The organism is Microbulbifer regidiadema (SeqCode) (assembly GCF_052467605.1).
The window spans coordinates 2,911,134-2,927,339 of the sequence record NZ_CP174316.1; the positions used below are offsets into that span (position 1 = coordinate 2,911,134).

A 16,206-nucleotide genomic window follows, 5' to 3' on the forward strand; every position below is an offset into this window, starting at 1 on the left:
ATATAAGGCTTAGCCTGGAGGCGAGGTAGCCAAGGATACCGAAGCCATGTGGTCTAACGGGTAGAGTAAATGATGCAGTTGTGTAGTGAAAGTTCACGTTCTTATCTGGGGAGATCTGTTCAACCTGCTGCTGTAAAGCTGTCAGCGTGGCCGCTGACTCATAAGTAGGCCCAGCCCGCTAGCCACCATCGCGGGGGTAAACAAAATTGGTGGAACACAGCAGTGCCTCGGCCAGTAATGGCCAAGGTGATTGAACAGAAGTCAGCCGACGGCATAGTAACCTAATGCCAAGATTAATACCTTGGATACGGTGAAGGCCTGAACCCAAAATCCACGAGTTAAAAGACAGGGCTAGCCTACCGATGTGTTGCCAGCCGGATATAAAATTGACGTAGCGCACTGCCATGACACTCAACTCAAATAAAAATCTGCTTGAAACCATCCTCAGCAAAGAAAATCTTAATGCTGCATGGAAACACGTGCGAAGCAACAAAGGTGCCGCAGGCATTGACGGGATTACTGTCGATAATTTTGTGCAGCACTTCAAGGCAGTTGGTGGCCAGTGTGGGCTCGGGATACCTACGATCTTTGATCGTGTTATTCAGCAGGCTATCGCCCAAATCATCGGTCCCAATTTCGATAAAACCTTTTCGGAGTTCAGCTATAAATTCTGCCCAAAGCGATCACAGCATCATGCGGTGAAAAAGCTACAGAAGTATATCGAAGGCGGGAAGCGAATAGCCGTAGATGTCGATTTATCTAAGTTCTTCGACCGGGTCAACCATGACTTCCTCATGAGTTTACTTGGCCAAAGAATCAGCGATAAGCGTTTACTCAAGTTGATCGCAAGTTGATCGCAAGTTACTTGCGTGCAGGAAGTGTAGAAGATGGATGCTGGAAAGCCTGTCATGAGGGGGTGCCACAAGGGGGCCCTTTATCGCCGCTGCTCTCCAACATTGTACTCGACCTGCTCGATAAAGAGCTGGAAAAACGCCGACATGATTTTGTTCGCTATGCGGATGACTTTGTGATTGTTGTTGCTTCTAAGCGCGCGGGTGAACGGGTTATGGCGAGTATTAAACGCTTTGTTGAGCGCAAGCTTAAACTCAAAGTTAACGATACTAAAAGCCAAGTAGTTCCTGTCAGCCGCTGTAAGTTTTTGGGGTTCTCTTTTCGCGGTGCAAGGCTCGTCTGGCATGACAAGTCCCTGCTCCAATTTAAATACCGCATCCGCTAGATTACAGGGCGATCCCGTGGTATTTCTATGGGAAAGAAACTGAAAGAACTTACCGTGTTCCTCCGTGGTTGGATCAATTATTTTGGTATAGCGCAAGGCTATCAAAAATGTATCTATCTTGACTGCTGGATACGACGAAGATTGAGAATGAGCTACTGGAAAAACTGGCGTAAAGTGAGAACGAAAGTCCGAAACTTACTATGAATGGGTGTGAGTGAATCACTGGCTGTCACTTGTGGATCGTCCGGTAAGAGTTACTGGCGAAATGCAAAGACCGAAGATATTCATATTGCACTCAACAATGAGCTTTTCCAAAAGATGGGCTTGATTTCGTTACGTGACCGCTGGGTAGAGATTCATTACGGATAGGGAACCGCCCATTGCGGACCCGCACGATGGGTGGTGTGGGGGCCGGTAGCTAGAAAATACCGGCTACCCGATTTAAATGTTGCACATATTCGGCTATTGTGATTCCGCCTGCAACACCACCAATTAGTGGAAACGCTACAAATTGTGCATGATAAAAATCCACTGCTTGAACTCTTAGGCTATACAAAGCCAAAAGCACAACAGAAATAGCGAGACCTACATTAAAAACAACGTACTTAGAAACTCCCAAATTCTTTGCGAGAACCAAGCCCACCATTCCTGAAAGTAGTCCTTGAACAAAATAGCTCTTAATATTTAGAAATACATCCAAATAGCGAGGCAAATCGAACAGACTTGGAGGGCGAAAGTAAAGTGAGGAGCAGAACATTACACTCACCATAGCTACAACAAGTACTGCGTATTTCCCGATCTTATTCAATGACATTTAACGCCCGCAATAACCGGCTGGAGCGAAGTTAATTGCCTGGTTATGTGTAACTTCACACACCCGATCTTGATCCATTTTTTAGCACCCACAAAATAAGTGATGGGAGCAGAGAAAAATCGATTATAAGTGCAAGCCATAGATAACTTAAATATGGCTTTCCGGGCATCCACATTACGCCCAGTAGCATAAATATTCCACCAACCACCGGTATATTACTGGGCCCTGATTTCTTAATTATACGGCGTATTGATATCGGCCAATTTAGCAGACCTATAAAAACACCAATACTTAGTAGAGCTATTCCGAAATATTCCAACTACCGAATCTCTTTGAGATACACACAGCGCCTAGCTCACCGGAAAATGACGAGCGCAGCGAGTTATTTGTCCGGTGCAGCTACTTGTTAAGCATTGTTGGCGACAATGTTGCAATCTTTAATTCGCCAATGGGTGAATCAACGAAGCTTTCTCTGTACTCATCTCTAGCCTGAATACCAAGAGACGGCGCAAAAATAATACCCTTATCAATTTTGCTTGCGACCAAATAATGCTTTATTTGCTCCATAGCCTCTCTTGCACGCCGATTGTAGTACGTAGATGGACGCTTAAGTTCAACTATAACTCGACCATCACCTTTCTTTAACAGCATGTCTATTTGCATGCGACCTACTCCATGATCTATAGAGTATTCAGTCAACACTTCTATGTCCGGGTCTGCTGCTGCAATGAAACCAGCCAAACGGCCCTGAAGCTCATACTCTTTAAGCTCGGAAGCACCCACCGACTCTTCGTTAAGCTCTTCAATAAATAATTTAAGAAGCTCAATACTCTGCTGCATGAACCCCATAGAACCGTAAGCTTTTCCGTCGCCGAAAAATCCTGCAGCTCTTCGAGCAACCTTTTCTCTTTCCAGATCAAATGATCGTTTTTCAATCATTTGATCTAGAAGAATATTAAAGAAAGCGGATACGCTTACGATTGCAAGAAGTGCTTCCTGAGATGAAAAAAATAGTTGGTAGTCATGAGTGGATTTATTTCTCCACTCTGTTCTATAAATCGTAAATTGCGATAAAACCCGATCCTTGAGAGTATTATTGGACTCGAAGTACTTCTCAATTTGATACGGTGTTTTTTTAGATGGATCATCAGATGTGAGGATTCGATAAGCCTCTTTGAGAGCACCTTCAAACGCTTGATTGGTTCTATAAATAACATCCGTGTATAAGTGCTCTCCATTGGACTTTCCTTGCTCGTAATGAGTTTCGGAAATCTCTATGTGATGAACAACCGCATCTAAGCCTTGCTCTGACGAGGTTCCTTCAAAGCTCTTTGTTTTTGACTTTATTAGCTTGAGTAAATCCATAGTCTCTCTAGATGCTTAACGTCTTGCTCACCTGCACATACTGCGGAGAGCGTTTTTGTGTAAGAATGGAGCGTAGCGACAGACACAAAAACGAGCGTAGCAGTATGTGTCAGCGTGCAGCAATTCGTTATGCATTTTGGCGCTCAAGATTTTTTATTAGTGCGTAATAATTTTTTTCATGCTCATCATAGCTTGCGGAATCGTCTTTACTATTTAGAAACTCAACAGCCTCTTTTAGCCATGGAAAATTTAGAGCACTAGCCCATTCGGGCAGAAGCTCATCAAATTCTGCCTCCCAAGCACTTTCAATAATCGAAGCCGCGAACTCTAAATAACTTCCATAGATATTCTCACCACCCTCGACATAGACTTTTCTGATAGATCTATCAAAGTGCGTCGCACAGTAGATAGCTCCAAAATTTCCATCATCCCATAATGGCTCGTAATCTTTGGGAATAATGCCTGCCTGTTCGGTGTCGTTACAAAGGTATAGTTCTTTTGGTACACCTAGCCATATATCAAGATTTTCTGGAACAGTTTTTTCCAGGAAAATACTAAGAAATACGTCCGGGTATTCTCTCGCTTTTAGATAATTGACTGTTCGATCTTTAGTAAACATTCAGATTCTTTAGTTTGGTTGCATAACGCCCAGCGCAGGCGCAGCCAGCGCGGAGCGCTTTTTGTGTTAAGGTTTGAGCGCCAGCGAGTAACATAAAAAGTGCGTAGCGTTGGCTGTCGCTCTGCCGCTGCTTGTTAGCTTTTACTTGGCACATAACCTGTAGCATTTCTTGCAAAGAACGCAATTGCTCCGGAATACACATCCGATAGTATGTGGGCAATGATAGCAACTGCGATACTCTCAAAAAATAAATATATACCACAAAACAAAGCACCTAAGAATACAGTTTTAATGACATGCCTCCAGCCAAGATAAACGTGCCAAAGGCCAAAAAGTAAACTGCTACCAAAAATAGCAAGCACCCAATGAGTTTGCAGATCGAGAAAGCTATAGAGATACCAGCGAAATATCAGCTCTTCACATACTCCAGCACTAACGGAAACCAATAAACTAAACAGTAAAAACTCTTTCCGGGATTCTGGCAGTATATCCAATAGTGAATCGCCGCCATCCTTAAGCCCATTAGCAATCTGAAGTCTAATATTTTCGCTGCTATTTATAGAAGACACCACATATGCTAGATAGATAAGAAAAGTGATAAAAATAGAGATAGCTAAATAGATTTTCCAGGTGGAAGCAGGGAAAATATGGGGAGCGTTTACGCTTAATTTTCCTTCAAAAAAAGAAAAAATTAAGAATCCTGTGATAGCCCATAATGCTATTGAAATTTTTACATACTCCACGCTCTTACTTTGAGACTTGTATTTCTCTAAGACAAGATCTGCTATCGGAAATAGTGATAATGTCAATAGCAGTGCTATTTCTAATGTTTGCATGGCTGATATTCCATTACTAAGCTAACGCCAAGCTCACCCGCGGAGGCGCGATAGCGCCGGAGTCGGGTGCAGCGTCTTGTTAACTTTTTTCTCTCCGATCACTTTCATTCCATTCTTTATGATTCCAGTGAACACTCTTTGCCCCCACATCCCTAATTGATAGATTGGGATCATTGCTATGAATTAACGTAACGAATTTTTTTCCATAAACAAGATAGGAATAAGTTTGATCAGACATTATATCGAGAAACACTTGTGAGTTAGAAACATCTCGATTATGCCAAGAATCAAAGTTTCTTACGCAGACCAGTACACCGCCTTGAGGGCCTCTCTCAATCTCAGAAATAACATCGTCAAAAGCTCCCCAATTGCGCCCATAGTAACCAGGGAAAGAAAATACTTCATGGCAATCGCTATGGAAGTTCTCCATTGTGTACCATTTTTCTCCATCTAAGACGTACACTTTATATCCCGCGTCTTCATACCATGATATGTCTTTCTCAAATAACGCTAAATCAAAGTATTTGGTCACTGGCCCATACGCGAGGTTTTTAAGATCTAATTCAATTTCACCCATGTTTGATTACTTCTGAAAGTTAACGTCGTGCTCTGGGGAAAACCTGAGCGTAGCGTAGGTTTGTCCCTAGCAGCACTTTGTTAGGAGCTCCACACATCACTGAGCCCTGAACATTGAATTGCAGCTTTTTTCTAGTGGATCAACATTATTCCTCACGAGCTCGATTTTTTCTCGCATATTTCTCTTATACTCTTCATGGCTTACCTCCCCCACTATATAAACCCACTTCTCCCAGTCTTCGTCTGAGACTGGCGATCTGTTAATCTCTTTCCAGAACATCTCATTGGCCCCAATCTCGTCTGAGGCTAAAAGTTCGAGAATATCTATTACATTTCCTTCCGTGAGAAATCTAAAAGCTGCGTCCACAATAAAATCAGCAGTCGGTGTTTCCTGGCGGAGCTCTTCATCATATAGCTTTTTAAAATTTTCAAATTCTTGACCCATCGAGACTCCTAACGCCCAGCGCAGGCGCAGCCAGCGCGGAGCGCATTTTGTGTTAATGTTTGAGCGCCAGCGAGTAACACAAAATGTGCGTAGCTTTGGCTGTCGCTCTGCCGCTGCTTGTTATGCATGGCGTTACTCCGGGCCTTCGCTGAAGGTCGATAGCGCCTGGCGCACCTGGTTTTCATTTAGATACACACCACTCATAGGATCAAAAACCACACCATTGAAGTGAGTTGAGAGCAATGAAGCAGTATAGAATGCAACGACGCTCTCCTCTGGACTACTACCCCAGCGCAGCTGCAAAACCTTTGTGTTTGAGGAGCTTAAACTCTCATTTTTTGGTAGATAATTTTCTAGACTTGAATAGCCAATACTGTACGTTTCCACACCAGATTTACTTCCTCTCAAGGTTACTGGCAAGAATCCGCTATGCTTTTCGAGATTAACGTTTTCTTCATAGACGACTCGTGGCTCTAGATTCTTCGCCACTTCATTTAGATTGTTTGTTTCCAACGGAACATCCAAAGCAAGAAAGATAAACAATTCCATCGACATTTTTGAGATTACTCACTTATCGGTATAGATGCATAACGCCCGGCTCAGCCGAGCCCAATGCGGAAGTTGCCTTGTGTTGAGCTGGGAGCGCAGCGAACCAGCACAAGGCAACTGGAGTGCTGGGCTTCGCGCTGCAGCCGATTGTTATGTGTTTGTATATTCACCACTTCCCTTTACTTGGAAAAATAGAGACACCAGACCCAAGATCATGCCCACTGGAGATGTAACAAGACTAATAGCGGCAAGCGCAAGTCCAATAATCTTATATTTGCGGTTTCCTAACTTAACTTTCTTACCGGTTAAGATTAATGCTGCGGTGAATACGATAAATATACTAAGTACAAGAATCTGCGCCAATGAAACACCAACAGCGCCAGAGAACAACGAAAACAATATCAATCCTACAAAACAGGCCAGCAGAATATAGCCATGAAACTGCAGGAAAAAACCACCAATTCTTAAATTTTTCATAATTCTAATTTACACATAACGCCGTTAGCAACGGCAGACTTGTTGTTGTGGTGGCTGTGCAATAATGGCGAAGCCATGCACAGCTGGCGCAATGACCAGGCTGTCCAAGGAGCGAAGCGACTGATATTGCCTAACCTTGTTATGCATGACCATGTTTGCGGCCCAATATAATTGAAAACAAAGCCAATAGTACAACAGCAAGAGACCACGAAAAATTGAAAAGATGAGGCTTTGAGGCAGCAGTTACCCCAAAAACGGAAGCACCAATAAGAACTTGTGAGGTAGCCGATGCATAGAAAAAAGCTTTAGACGGGTGCTTGACAACCACTAAGCCAGAAATACCTGAAATTAGTAGAGTCAAACCCATAACAATCCCAAAAATCTGAGAGTAAAGCGTTGCCAGAAAAGCGGTACCTATCCCAATGAGTATCCCACTCGAGGTACCTAGCATTATTTTAACCGCATTATTCATTTTGACTAAAACCCCCATAATGCATAACGCCTTGCTCAGCCGCCACCGGAGCGTAGCTGCTTTGTGCTAGCGTAAGCGTACAGCACAGTGTAGGTGGTCGGATGCAGCAATTTGTTAAGCGCGTGTTGCAAAACCGACAACTATTGCCTGATTGGAAGCCGGAACTACCAAGTAGATGTATTCACCATGAAACTCTGATTTGGCCTGGAAGATCATAGATTGTTCTTTGTAAATTGGGTTGGCTTCTTCATCAACCTCTCTGCAAGCCATTTCAATGTATTCGGTTATATCCCATTCAATGAGATTTTTTTGGTCTTCACTTACACAGGTTACTTTTTGAAATACGTGTTTGGATAACTCAGCGCTGATGCCTTCGTAATTGGTTCTATACGATTTACCAATGGACACATCTTGGCCATTTAGGTGGCTTATAAGCCCCTTTTCAAGATTGCCATCATGTACATACGAATTTGCCCAGAAGTCGCAAGCATTGTTGCTAAGCCTTCTAAGGCACTGAAGATAGCCATCAAGATTATTAACGATAGTTGGACTTTCCATGTTTGCGCTTAACGCCGCTAGCAAGGGCAGCCGAAGCAACGCGTAGGCTGTCCAGCCCAGCCCCGAAGGGGTTGGGCGAGCTTGCCTAGCCTGGTTATGGTTGGCGCGCTCGGGACCGACTACCAGCACTTTGCCAGCCATAGTTTGGCTGGCCGCTGCCCAATATTTACGAGGAAAGAATACCGCACTTTCCCCAACCAATTCCTATTTTACTGGCACTCCACGAAATTGCAGCAGACTGCCCACCTCTACCACACTTGAGCAAATACCCTAGGAACGAAACTGCTTGAATAGCAACCAGTAAAAAGGGCTCAATACCGGCTGCAATTTAGTGGCACTAAAGCTTCAGTTACCACGAAAAATCAATGAAGCCGACCGCCACAATAACAGTGTATTCAAAAGCAGCTGCATTATATCACCAGCCAATATATCCCAAGGCTAGAAAATGCCTCGATCCAAAAAAATACATATAAATCAGCATGTTAGTTAGACTTGATGAAAAATCACTCTAATGGATATGTTGCAGCTGCATTATATCCTGATATTTTGCTGCTTTTTATCACAGGCGTAAACCATTCAAAATCAATAAGTTAACGTTTATTCTACTGTGGATATGTGCGGTTGCTTTTGATCTTCGACATTGGTGGGGCAAAAAAGCAACAAAATGTATGTAAAAGCAGCTATGCGGGGCAGTTATGGGTGCTACTTGCTCAAATCTATCTGCCAAACTAGAGGACAAACTACACTTTCTTGAGCAGCCTATTTAAAAAATGGGCACTATCGTACCAGGGGGGCGATTTTTAATGATAATGAAAATAACGTCATTACCATAGGGCCTTAAACAAAAGCCAAAACCCAAGAAGCACTATATCTGGAATAAATACATCCTGTAATTCTTGAACTTCCAAGTGTTCAGTAATGTACTCAATCATTGGGGCGGGGATAGCCAATTTTTGCTCAACGATTTCTAGCAAATGTCCAACAACCCTAAAGACTGAAAGCGGTTATTAACCAGGTTAATCGAAGCTGTATATTTTCGGCTTAGATCAGGTTTTAATTCAAAAATCGCATTTATATTAAAAAATTCCCTTTTTGTAACTCATCAGTAATATCCTGGAGAGCATCTGCGATGCCTTCTCTGCCACCGCCAATTCTAACTGTATCCTGCACTCAATTCTGAAGCGCATCACCCTTTAAGTTGCTGCGGCAGCAGTATATTCTCCGATTACTCATTTAAAAACTTTATAGCCCAATATTTTTTTCCGACGATTATTTAAACACTCAGCAGCCGCTTCGATACCTGCTTGATTCACAAAATTAAAGTCAGTTTATTTCGGAAAGTAGTGGCGCAGCAGGCCATTAGCATTCTCATTTAAGACCCTCTCCCAAGATAAATACGTATGTGCAAAATAGACCTTCTTATCCAGAGCCCCACCAGGCCTTCCTCCTGGTTTAACCAACCGAGAAATTTTCTGGGCTCCATTACAGCTTCAGTTCCCCCCTATTAGCACAATGGTCTCAGGTGGCCTTTTCCACTCCGATAGCGAGTGAGCTCCCTGTTAATTGTAGGCCGGCTACCACCAATCCCTCTAATAATTTCCCTCTGACTCCAATCACTTTTCTTTAGCGCTCAAATATGGCATCGTTGCTCTTCGCTCAGCTGTCGGTAACGTTTTGTCATCACTTAATCTCTTGGTGGAGAAGAAGCGGCAGATATTATCTTCAGCAGGCCATTCTTTTCCAGAACATTAACTGATGCACTTCAGAGTTGAATGCAGGGAAACAAAATAAGGATATTCAATGAAAAAAATAGCAAGACAAGTCGCTAGCTCAATTATACTTTCTTTGGGGCTTATTGGCCTAAGCGCCCATGCGGAGTCAGGAGAAAATACAGAACCTGCACAAGTTATGCTTTTTGGTAGCTTTCACTTTAGCCACTTCAGCAAACCCAGTAGAGATATGACGAAAATACAAGTTATTGATGTTTTTACCGAAGAAAGTCAAAGGTATTTGGAGGACCTATCCTCACGGATTGCCGCTGATTCTCCAACACATGTTCTTTTAGAATGCCACACCAATGACGAAAGTAAAATGAATCAGCGCCTTGCCAAATATATCAAGGGTGAGCACAAGCTAAATAGAGGAGAAAGCGAACAGCTGGGATTCAGGGTAGCCAAGAAGGCCGGCCTATCTAAAGTCATCTGCTATGATGCTAGCCAAGAGCTCCCCTATGGCGAACTTTTATCCTATTTAGAAAGTAATTCGCCCGAGCGAAAAAAAATAACTGATGAATTTTTGAAGGCTTGGGGCATTCGATTTAGTGAGATACATGCCTCACTGTCATTGGAGGAAATTCTGGATAAGCATAATGACCCCACTGAAGACAAAATAAATGTAGGCTCTTATATAATGCTCAATGACGTTGGCCAAGGTGATAACTTTATCGGTGCCGATCTATCCTCCAAATGGTGGGCCAGAAACTTCCGTATGTATGCCAATATCCAAGCCGTCGCCGAGCCGGGCACCAAAGTATTTGTCCTCGGCGGCCAGGGGCACAGCTCTATAATGCGGCCCATGTTGGAATTGGATGACAAACGTAAAACCTGGGATGTCAGGGACTACTTCTAAATAAGTTAACGTTAAACCCGTTCCTTAGGGAGAGAAGCCCTGCCATTGGCACCATTCAGAAACTTTATCTCTACTCCAGAGGCAGGGCAGCCCAGATTTCTATAAACTATTTTTACCCAGTTTTTTTCCGACCGACACACAGAAGCTCTAACTATCCACCTCCAGCCAGGCCATGGCCTCAGCTTCGGATGTAAAAGTTCGGAATTCACCACCGATAAACCAGCCACCCACTTTGCCGGCAACTTTTATCCAGCGCTTATCTGAAAGTACCGCAATCCGATTAAACGCCCGGCCGTATTCCATGCCCAGTTTAAAGTCATCCCAGGCGGCCCGTGGCTCCCAGCCCTCAAGCTCTCGCGCATCCATAAATACGTTTATCTTTGGCTGCTCGACCTTTTCGATGGCCGCCCGCAAGATTGGCACCATGGTTTCGTAGTCTCCATGAGTCAACTTGCCACGGGCCTTCAGGGTGAGGAAAATATAATCGGACTTCCGCTCCAAACCGATAGATATACCGTGGGACCTAACTGTCATAAGACACCTGCAAATCTTTGGCGATCTCTTGATGCAGCCGCGCTACTTTCGCTTTGATAGGCCATGTCACCATAGTGAATTCGCATTAGCACAGCCTGACAATCGCTATCTGGGGGGTACGAGCTTCACACCGCCATTGATCTGTGCAAATTGTTATACGCCTATATCCCACTCGCTTTGAGTTACTCTACTTCTGCCGGCCGTGATCTACCGCACTGCCAACAGAAATCAAACGCCGTGCCATTCTCTTCAGCGCAGCCTGGACAAATCCAGTTGTGTGACTCTCCCTCGGCTTCCGCAAGCACTTGCCGGGCCCGCTCCAAATCTCTATCGCGTTCCAGCCACAACTCTGGCCAGACCTGATTGGGGGCCAACTCGCCAGTTGCCCCCTGGGCATATTCATTTTTCAGGCGGGTTTTTATTCCGGCGACTTCCAGCCGGCTCTTTACCAACTCAACCAACAAACGGTTCTCATGGGTATAAATAAGTTTCATTAGCAAGCCGTGTAGTTAGTGGGAACTCCAGATTACACAGCTCTCTCTCGGCAAACAAACTCGCTACCGTTAACGGGTGCCTATCTGTGCACAGTTCTCATATTCACAGTATTTATCTTCAGCAACAGTAATAATCTCCAGAGTCGTATCGACAGCGTCGCTTGTTGAACCATCTTTCAATAAAATTCGACCGCCTCGATTGGCAATATACTCAAGAACCACCTTGCCCTTGCTATTGCGATGCTCGGCAATTTTTTGCCCTTTCCTGACCATATCGCCGCGATTGACAAACAACCGTATCCACTCTCTTTGTTTCTGCCTATGAGGGGTAGTGCGAGAGGCCCTCGCATCAAACTTTTCCACGGCGACAAGCCCTGCTATCTGACCAAAAACAGGGGATTTTTCCCCCTGGGCAGAGGACACGCCGCTGGCGGCAAAAATCACACAGAGAACAATAATCTTGTTCAAGTCAGCACTCCCGCACGTTAGCTAACCCGTGAAGCGGAATACTCTTCCCTGAATAATTCGCCCATGCTTTTCCCCGGGCAATAAATTAGGTATAGCTGACTAGGTAATTCGCGCCAGAAATATTTTAGGTGCCAATATAGCCATGTGCTTTATGACGGGACATAAAAAATAGAGGTGGCAGTGGAAGCCGATATATCGATGGGGAGTTCTGCGCTGAGCGGAGGCTAGGGAGGGGCCGGCGAGCCGGCCCAACCGCAGTGTTAACTCAAATCGATCCAGGTAGATTTAAGTTCACAATACTTATCCAGTGCGTGAAGTGATTTATCACGGCCGTTACCAGACTGTTTAAAACCGCCAAAGGGTACGGTGATGTCTCCGCCAAAGTAGTTGTTGACCCAAACAGAACCGGCATAGATATCCCGCGCCATACGGTGGGCGCGACCCAGGTTATTGGTCCAGATACCCGCTGCCAGGCCATAGATAGAGTCATTGGCAATAGCCAGCGCCTCTTCCTCACTTTCGAACTCAATAACCGATAGCACCGGGCCAAAAATCTCCTCGCGGGCGATGGTCATATCGCCAGTGACACCGCGAAATACCGTTGGCGCGTAATAGTAACCGCCTGCCACTTCGTCCACCGGTTTGCCGCCGCACACCAGTTGCGCACCCTGCTCCAGGCCCTTGGCCACATAAAATTCAACCGTATCAAACTGACTGCGATCGATCAGGGCGCCCATACGGGTATTCGGGTCCTGGGGATGACCCGGTTTAAAACACTCTGCGGCTCTACTCACCTTTTGGATAAACTCATCGGCAATGGATTTTTCCACCAGCAGACGCGATCCGGCCGTGCAGGTCTCCCCCTGGTTGTAGAAAATGGCCAGGGCCGCTGCTTCTGCTGCCTTATCCAGGTCCGCATCGGCAAAGACAATATTCGGACTTTTGCCGCCGAGCTCTAAGAAAGTGCGCTTGAGATTGGACTGGCCTGAGTACTCGGTCAGGGTTTTGCCCACTTCGGTGGAACCGGTAAAGGTCAGACAGTCGATATCCATATGTAGGCCCAAGGCCTTGCCCAAACTGCTACCCGGTCCCGGCAGTACATTTAACACGCCGTCTGGCAGACCCGCTTGCCTAGCCAGGCCCGCCAGCTTAATCGCGGTCAGCGGCGTATTGGAGGCGGGCTTTAGAATAACGCTGTTGCCGGTGGCCAGGGCAGGCCCCAGTTTCCAGGCGGTTGTGGACAAGGGGAAATTCCAGGGCACAATGGCAGCCACCACCCCCAGAGGCATCCGGGTCACCAGGCCCAGCTCGCCGGGGCCGGTCGGCGCCACTTCGTCGTAGATCTTGTCGATCGCTTCACCGCTCCAGCGGATCGTAGTGGCCGCACCGGGGACATCCACCGCCAGGGTGTCACCAATCGGTTTACCCGCGTCCAGGCTCTCTAACAGGGCAATTTCCACCCGCTGCTCTTCAATCAGCTCGGCAAAGCGCACCATAATTTTTTTACGCTGCATCGGCGGCATTTTCGACCAAACACCAGACTCGAAAGTTTGCCGGGCTACCTTTACCGCCAAGTCCGCATCATTTGGGCCGCAACTGGCAATTTGCGCCAGCTCTTCACCATTGGCCGGATTAAAAGTGGCGCGAGTTTCACCGGAAAGAGCATCGCTATAGTTGCCGTTAATAAAGGCGCGACCCTCGATCTTCAGTGAGGCCGCCAGAGCCTGCCACTCTTGCAGGTTTTGGGGGATATTATTTTGCGCTGACATGGCACACCTCGTTTAGTTTGGGACAGGTAGAGACCCCCTAAACAGCGCCGCAATGTCTCAGGACCTGTAGGGCCCGCCCTTCAGAGCTTACAGAGGCATCACGGAGCTATTCAGAAGCCCCTTCGTTTTCCCGGTTATATCGAAAATGTGATCACAAATCAAAGGGGTGCGCTGTAGTTGCGAACTAGGCCACCTGTGTTTCCACTTGCAGCCAGTCATCTTCGAGCTGCATCGACAACTTGTCGCCGTGATGTAACTGGCCCACCCCAGCGGGAGTGCCGGTCAACACCACATCACCGGGTTCGAGCGTGAAGTAACTGCTGATATAGGCCACCAGATCGAGAATCGGGGTCAGCATATTTTCGCTTTTGCCCAATTGGCGCAATTCACCATTTAACCACAGGGAGTAGCTGAGCTTGTCCCAATCCGGCAGCCAATCGAGTTTTACAAAGGGGGAGAGCGGGCAGGATTTATCGAAGCCCTTGGCTTTCTCCCAGGGATGCCCCGCTTTCTTTAACTCTGCCTGCAAGTCGCGCAGGGTTAAATCCAGCGACAGGCCCAGGCCCGCAATGGCCCCGGGGACCTCTGCCACATTGGCATTGCTCAAGCGGCTGCCAATCAGCAGCGCCAGCTCGCCTTCAAAATGGCAACTGCCGCGTCCCACAGGCAAATGGATCGTCTCCGCGATCGCTACCGCAGCGGTGGCCGGCTTGATAAACAGCAGCGGCTCTGCCGGCACCGGGTTATTTAACTCCGCTGCGTGATCTGCGTAGTTGCGCCCGACACAGACGATCTTCCCCAGACCAAACGGGGTTTTACTGCCACAAGTAAATTGATGTTGGTACATAGATAAATAAGATAGTTAGGATAGAAATTTCGAATAAAGCCTTACAGGCTGCATGTGCTATGATCGCGCCTTCGCCAAAATTGCGGCACCCCGAAGAAGTGATCCAAGCACTTTGCACTTGTTATTCGCACTCAGTGAAGAGATAGTTTATGGCTGCGCACAGTTCCGATCAAAAAAAGTCCCTGCAAAAAGATAAAATTCGCATTCTGTTGCTAGAAGGCGTACACCAGTCCGCCGTCGACTTACTCAGCTCCCGAGGTTACACCAATGTGGAGTACCTCAAGACCTCCCTGCCTGAAGATCAATTGATCGAGAAAATTGCCGATGCGCACTTTATCGGTATTCGCTCGCGCACTCAGTTAACCCGCAAAGTGCTGGAACATGCCTCCAAGCTGGTCGCTGTGGGCTGTTTCTGTATCGGCACCAACCAGGTGGATTTACAGGCAGCGACAGAGCTGGGCATCGCGGTATTTAATGCGCCCTACTCCAACACTCGCAGCGTCGCCGAACTGATTATTGCCGAAACTATTTTTATGCTGCGCGGTATCCCGGAGAAGAACGCCGTGTGTCATCGCGGCGGCTGGCAGAAATCGGCGGTGGGCTCCTTCGAGGCTCGCGGCAAAACCCTGGGTATTATCGGCTACGGTGCTATCGGCTCCCAGGTATCTGTTATGGCCGAAGCGATCGGCATGCGCGTCAGGTTCTATGATGTGATTACCAAGTTGCCGCTGGGCAATGCCACCCAGGTGAACTCGCTGGCAGAGCTGCTGGCGGAAGCCGATGTGGTCTCTCTGCACGTACCGGAATTGCCCTCCACTAAGATGATGATGGGCGCCGAGCAAATCGCACAGATGAAACCCGGCAGTATCCTCCTCAATGCCTCTCGCGGCACGGTGGTAGATATTGATGCCCTGGCCGATGCCCTGAAGAGCAATCACCTGGCCGGTGCGGCCATCGATGTCTTCCCAGTAGAGCCGCGCGGCAATAGCGATGAGTTCGTCTCCCCCCTGCGCGGTATCGACAAGGCGCTGCTGACACCCCACGTGGGAGGCTCCACCATGGAGGCCCAGGAGAATATCGGCACAGAGGTATCAGAAAAGCTCGCCCACTACTCCGATAACGGCACCACCACCAGCTCAGTGAATTTCCCCGAAGTGGCACTGCCCGGCCACCTGGAAACCCACCGCCTACTGCATATTCACAAAAATGTGCCCGGTGTACTGAGCGCCATCAACCAGGTGTTCTCGGAAAATGCGATCAATATCTCCGCCCAGTTCCTGCAAACCAATGAGACGCTGGGCTATGTGGTGATTGATGTAGACGCCGAATACTCTGACCTGGCACTGGAAAAGCTGAAAAGTATCCCCGGCACCCTGCGCTGCCGCGTACTTTTCTAGGCCGACCGCTAGCTGGCGGGTACCTATCAGTGCCCGCCAGCCACACGCTAAGCAGAGCTTTCCTCGCGGTAAAAAAGATTGATCCCCGCCGCCCACCGCTTCTACAATGGGCGAACCTATT

At 46.9% G+C, this 16,206-nt stretch carries 20 protein-coding genes; 5 read left to right on the plus strand and 15 right to left on the minus strand.

Going from position 1 to position 16,206, the window contains the following annotated elements; all coding sequences use genetic code 11:
- Window positions 1–404 precede the first annotated feature (404 nt).
- The 3 genes from ACJJIF_RS13340 to ACJJIF_RS13350 are packed head-to-tail and all read left to right on the plus strand — an operon-like array spanning window position 405 to window position 1,441.
- A complete protein-coding gene (locus tag ACJJIF_RS13340; RefSeq protein ID WP_444928837.1) occupies window positions 405–854 on the plus strand; it encodes a reverse transcriptase domain-containing protein in 450 nt (149 codons plus the stop codon).
- Window positions 851–1,237, plus strand: coding sequence for a reverse transcriptase domain-containing protein (locus ACJJIF_RS13345; RefSeq protein ID WP_444928838.1), 387 nt, complete (start codon window positions 851–853; stop codon window positions 1,235–1,237). The genes ACJJIF_RS13340 and ACJJIF_RS13345 overlap by 4 nt, the downstream gene beginning before the upstream one ends.
- Complete coding sequence (locus tag ACJJIF_RS13350) at window positions 1,238–1,441, plus strand: group II intron maturase-specific domain-containing protein (RefSeq protein ID WP_444932352.1); 204 nt, start codon at window positions 1,238–1,240, stop codon at window positions 1,439–1,441.
- 214 nt (window positions 1,442–1,655) lie between these two features.
- Here ACJJIF_RS13350 and ACJJIF_RS13355 read toward each other — a convergent pair whose 3' ends face one another.
- The 10 genes from ACJJIF_RS13355 to ACJJIF_RS13400 form a co-directional block, all read right to left on the minus strand.
- Window positions 1,656–2,051, minus strand: coding sequence for a hypothetical protein (locus ACJJIF_RS13355; RefSeq protein WP_444928839.1), 396 nt, complete (start codon window positions 2,049–2,051; stop codon window positions 1,656–1,658).
- 399 nt (window positions 2,052–2,450) lie between these two features.
- Window positions 2,451–3,416, minus strand: coding sequence for a hypothetical protein (locus ACJJIF_RS13360; RefSeq protein ID WP_444928840.1), 966 nt, complete (start codon window positions 3,414–3,416; stop codon window positions 2,451–2,453).
- A gap of 127 nt (window positions 3,417–3,543) precedes the next feature.
- A complete protein-coding gene (locus tag ACJJIF_RS13365) occupies window positions 3,544–4,035 on the minus strand; it encodes a hypothetical protein (RefSeq protein WP_444928841.1) in 492 nt (163 codons plus the stop codon).
- A gap of 134 nt (window positions 4,036–4,169) precedes the next feature.
- Entirely contained in the window at window positions 4,170–4,871 is a 702-nt protein-coding gene (locus ACJJIF_RS13370) for a CPBP family intramembrane glutamic endopeptidase (RefSeq protein WP_444928842.1), read from the minus strand.
- A 79-nt stretch (window positions 4,872–4,950) separates the two neighbouring features.
- A complete protein-coding gene (locus ACJJIF_RS13375; protein WP_444928843.1) occupies window positions 4,951–5,448 on the minus strand; it encodes a barstar family protein in 498 nt (165 codons plus the stop codon).
- Window positions 5,449–5,544: 96 nt separating this feature from the next.
- Complete coding sequence (locus tag ACJJIF_RS13380) at window positions 5,545–5,892, minus strand: hypothetical protein (protein WP_444897048.1); 348 nt, start codon at window positions 5,890–5,892, stop codon at window positions 5,545–5,547.
- A gap of 132 nt (window positions 5,893–6,024) precedes the next feature.
- Window positions 6,025–6,447, minus strand: a complete 423-nt coding sequence (locus ACJJIF_RS13385; RefSeq protein WP_444928844.1) for a hypothetical protein — start codon at window positions 6,445–6,447, stop codon at window positions 6,025–6,027.
- Between the two features lie 144 nt (window positions 6,448–6,591).
- Entirely contained in the window at window positions 6,592–6,918 is a 327-nt protein-coding gene (locus ACJJIF_RS13390; protein ID WP_444928845.1) for a hypothetical protein, read from the minus strand.
- A gap of 139 nt (window positions 6,919–7,057) precedes the next feature.
- Window positions 7,058–7,390, minus strand: coding sequence for a hypothetical protein (locus ACJJIF_RS13395; protein ID WP_444928616.1), 333 nt, complete (start codon window positions 7,388–7,390; stop codon window positions 7,058–7,060).
- 114 nt (window positions 7,391–7,504) lie between these two features.
- Window positions 7,505–8,149 carry a hypothetical protein gene (locus tag ACJJIF_RS13400; protein WP_444928846.1) on the minus strand — a complete coding sequence of 215 codons (645 nt, stop codon included), beginning with the start codon at window positions 8,147–8,149 and terminating at the stop codon, window positions 7,505–7,507.
- 1,599 nt (window positions 8,150–9,748) lie between these two features.
- On the opposite strand from ACJJIF_RS13400, the gene ACJJIF_RS13405 reads away from it, so the two are divergent.
- Entirely contained in the window at window positions 9,749–10,576 is an 828-nt protein-coding gene (locus ACJJIF_RS13405; RefSeq protein ID WP_444928847.1) for a DUF5694 domain-containing protein, read from the plus strand.
- Window positions 10,577–10,723: 147 nt separating this feature from the next.
- On the opposite strand, the gene ACJJIF_RS13410 is transcribed toward ACJJIF_RS13405, so the two are convergent.
- The 5 genes from ACJJIF_RS13410 to ACJJIF_RS13430 all read right to left on the minus strand — a co-directional run bounded on the left by ACJJIF_RS13410 (window position 10,724) and on the right by ACJJIF_RS13430 (window position 14,688).
- Window positions 10,724–11,110, minus strand: a complete 387-nt coding sequence (locus tag ACJJIF_RS13410; RefSeq protein ID WP_444928848.1) for a SpoIIAA family protein — start codon at window positions 11,108–11,110, stop codon at window positions 10,724–10,726.
- Window positions 11,111–11,292: 182 nt separating this feature from the next.
- Window positions 11,293–11,604: a putative signal transducing protein gene (locus ACJJIF_RS13415; RefSeq protein WP_444928849.1), complete on the minus strand. Its 312-nt coding sequence runs from the start codon at window positions 11,602–11,604 to the stop codon at window positions 11,293–11,295.
- 69 nt (window positions 11,605–11,673) lie between these two features.
- Window positions 11,674–12,072 (minus strand): hypothetical protein, encoded by a 399-nt coding sequence (locus ACJJIF_RS13420; protein WP_444928850.1) that lies wholly within the window; start codon window positions 12,070–12,072, stop codon window positions 11,674–11,676.
- A 260-nt stretch (window positions 12,073–12,332) separates the two neighbouring features.
- Window positions 12,333–13,841, minus strand: a complete 1,509-nt coding sequence (locus ACJJIF_RS13425) for an aldehyde dehydrogenase (RefSeq protein WP_444928851.1) — start codon at window positions 13,839–13,841, stop codon at window positions 12,333–12,335.
- 184 nt (window positions 13,842–14,025) lie between these two features.
- Entirely contained in the window at window positions 14,026–14,688 is a 663-nt protein-coding gene (locus ACJJIF_RS13430) for a fumarylacetoacetate hydrolase family protein (RefSeq protein WP_444928852.1), read from the minus strand.
- 149 nt (window positions 14,689–14,837) lie between these two features.
- Here ACJJIF_RS13430 and serA point away from each other — a divergent pair, with 149 nt between their 5' ends.
- Window positions 14,838–16,085: a phosphoglycerate dehydrogenase gene (gene serA, locus ACJJIF_RS13435; RefSeq protein ID WP_444928853.1), complete on the plus strand. Its 1,248-nt coding sequence runs from the start codon at window positions 14,838–14,840 to the stop codon at window positions 16,083–16,085.
- Window positions 16,086–16,206 lie beyond the last annotated feature (121 nt).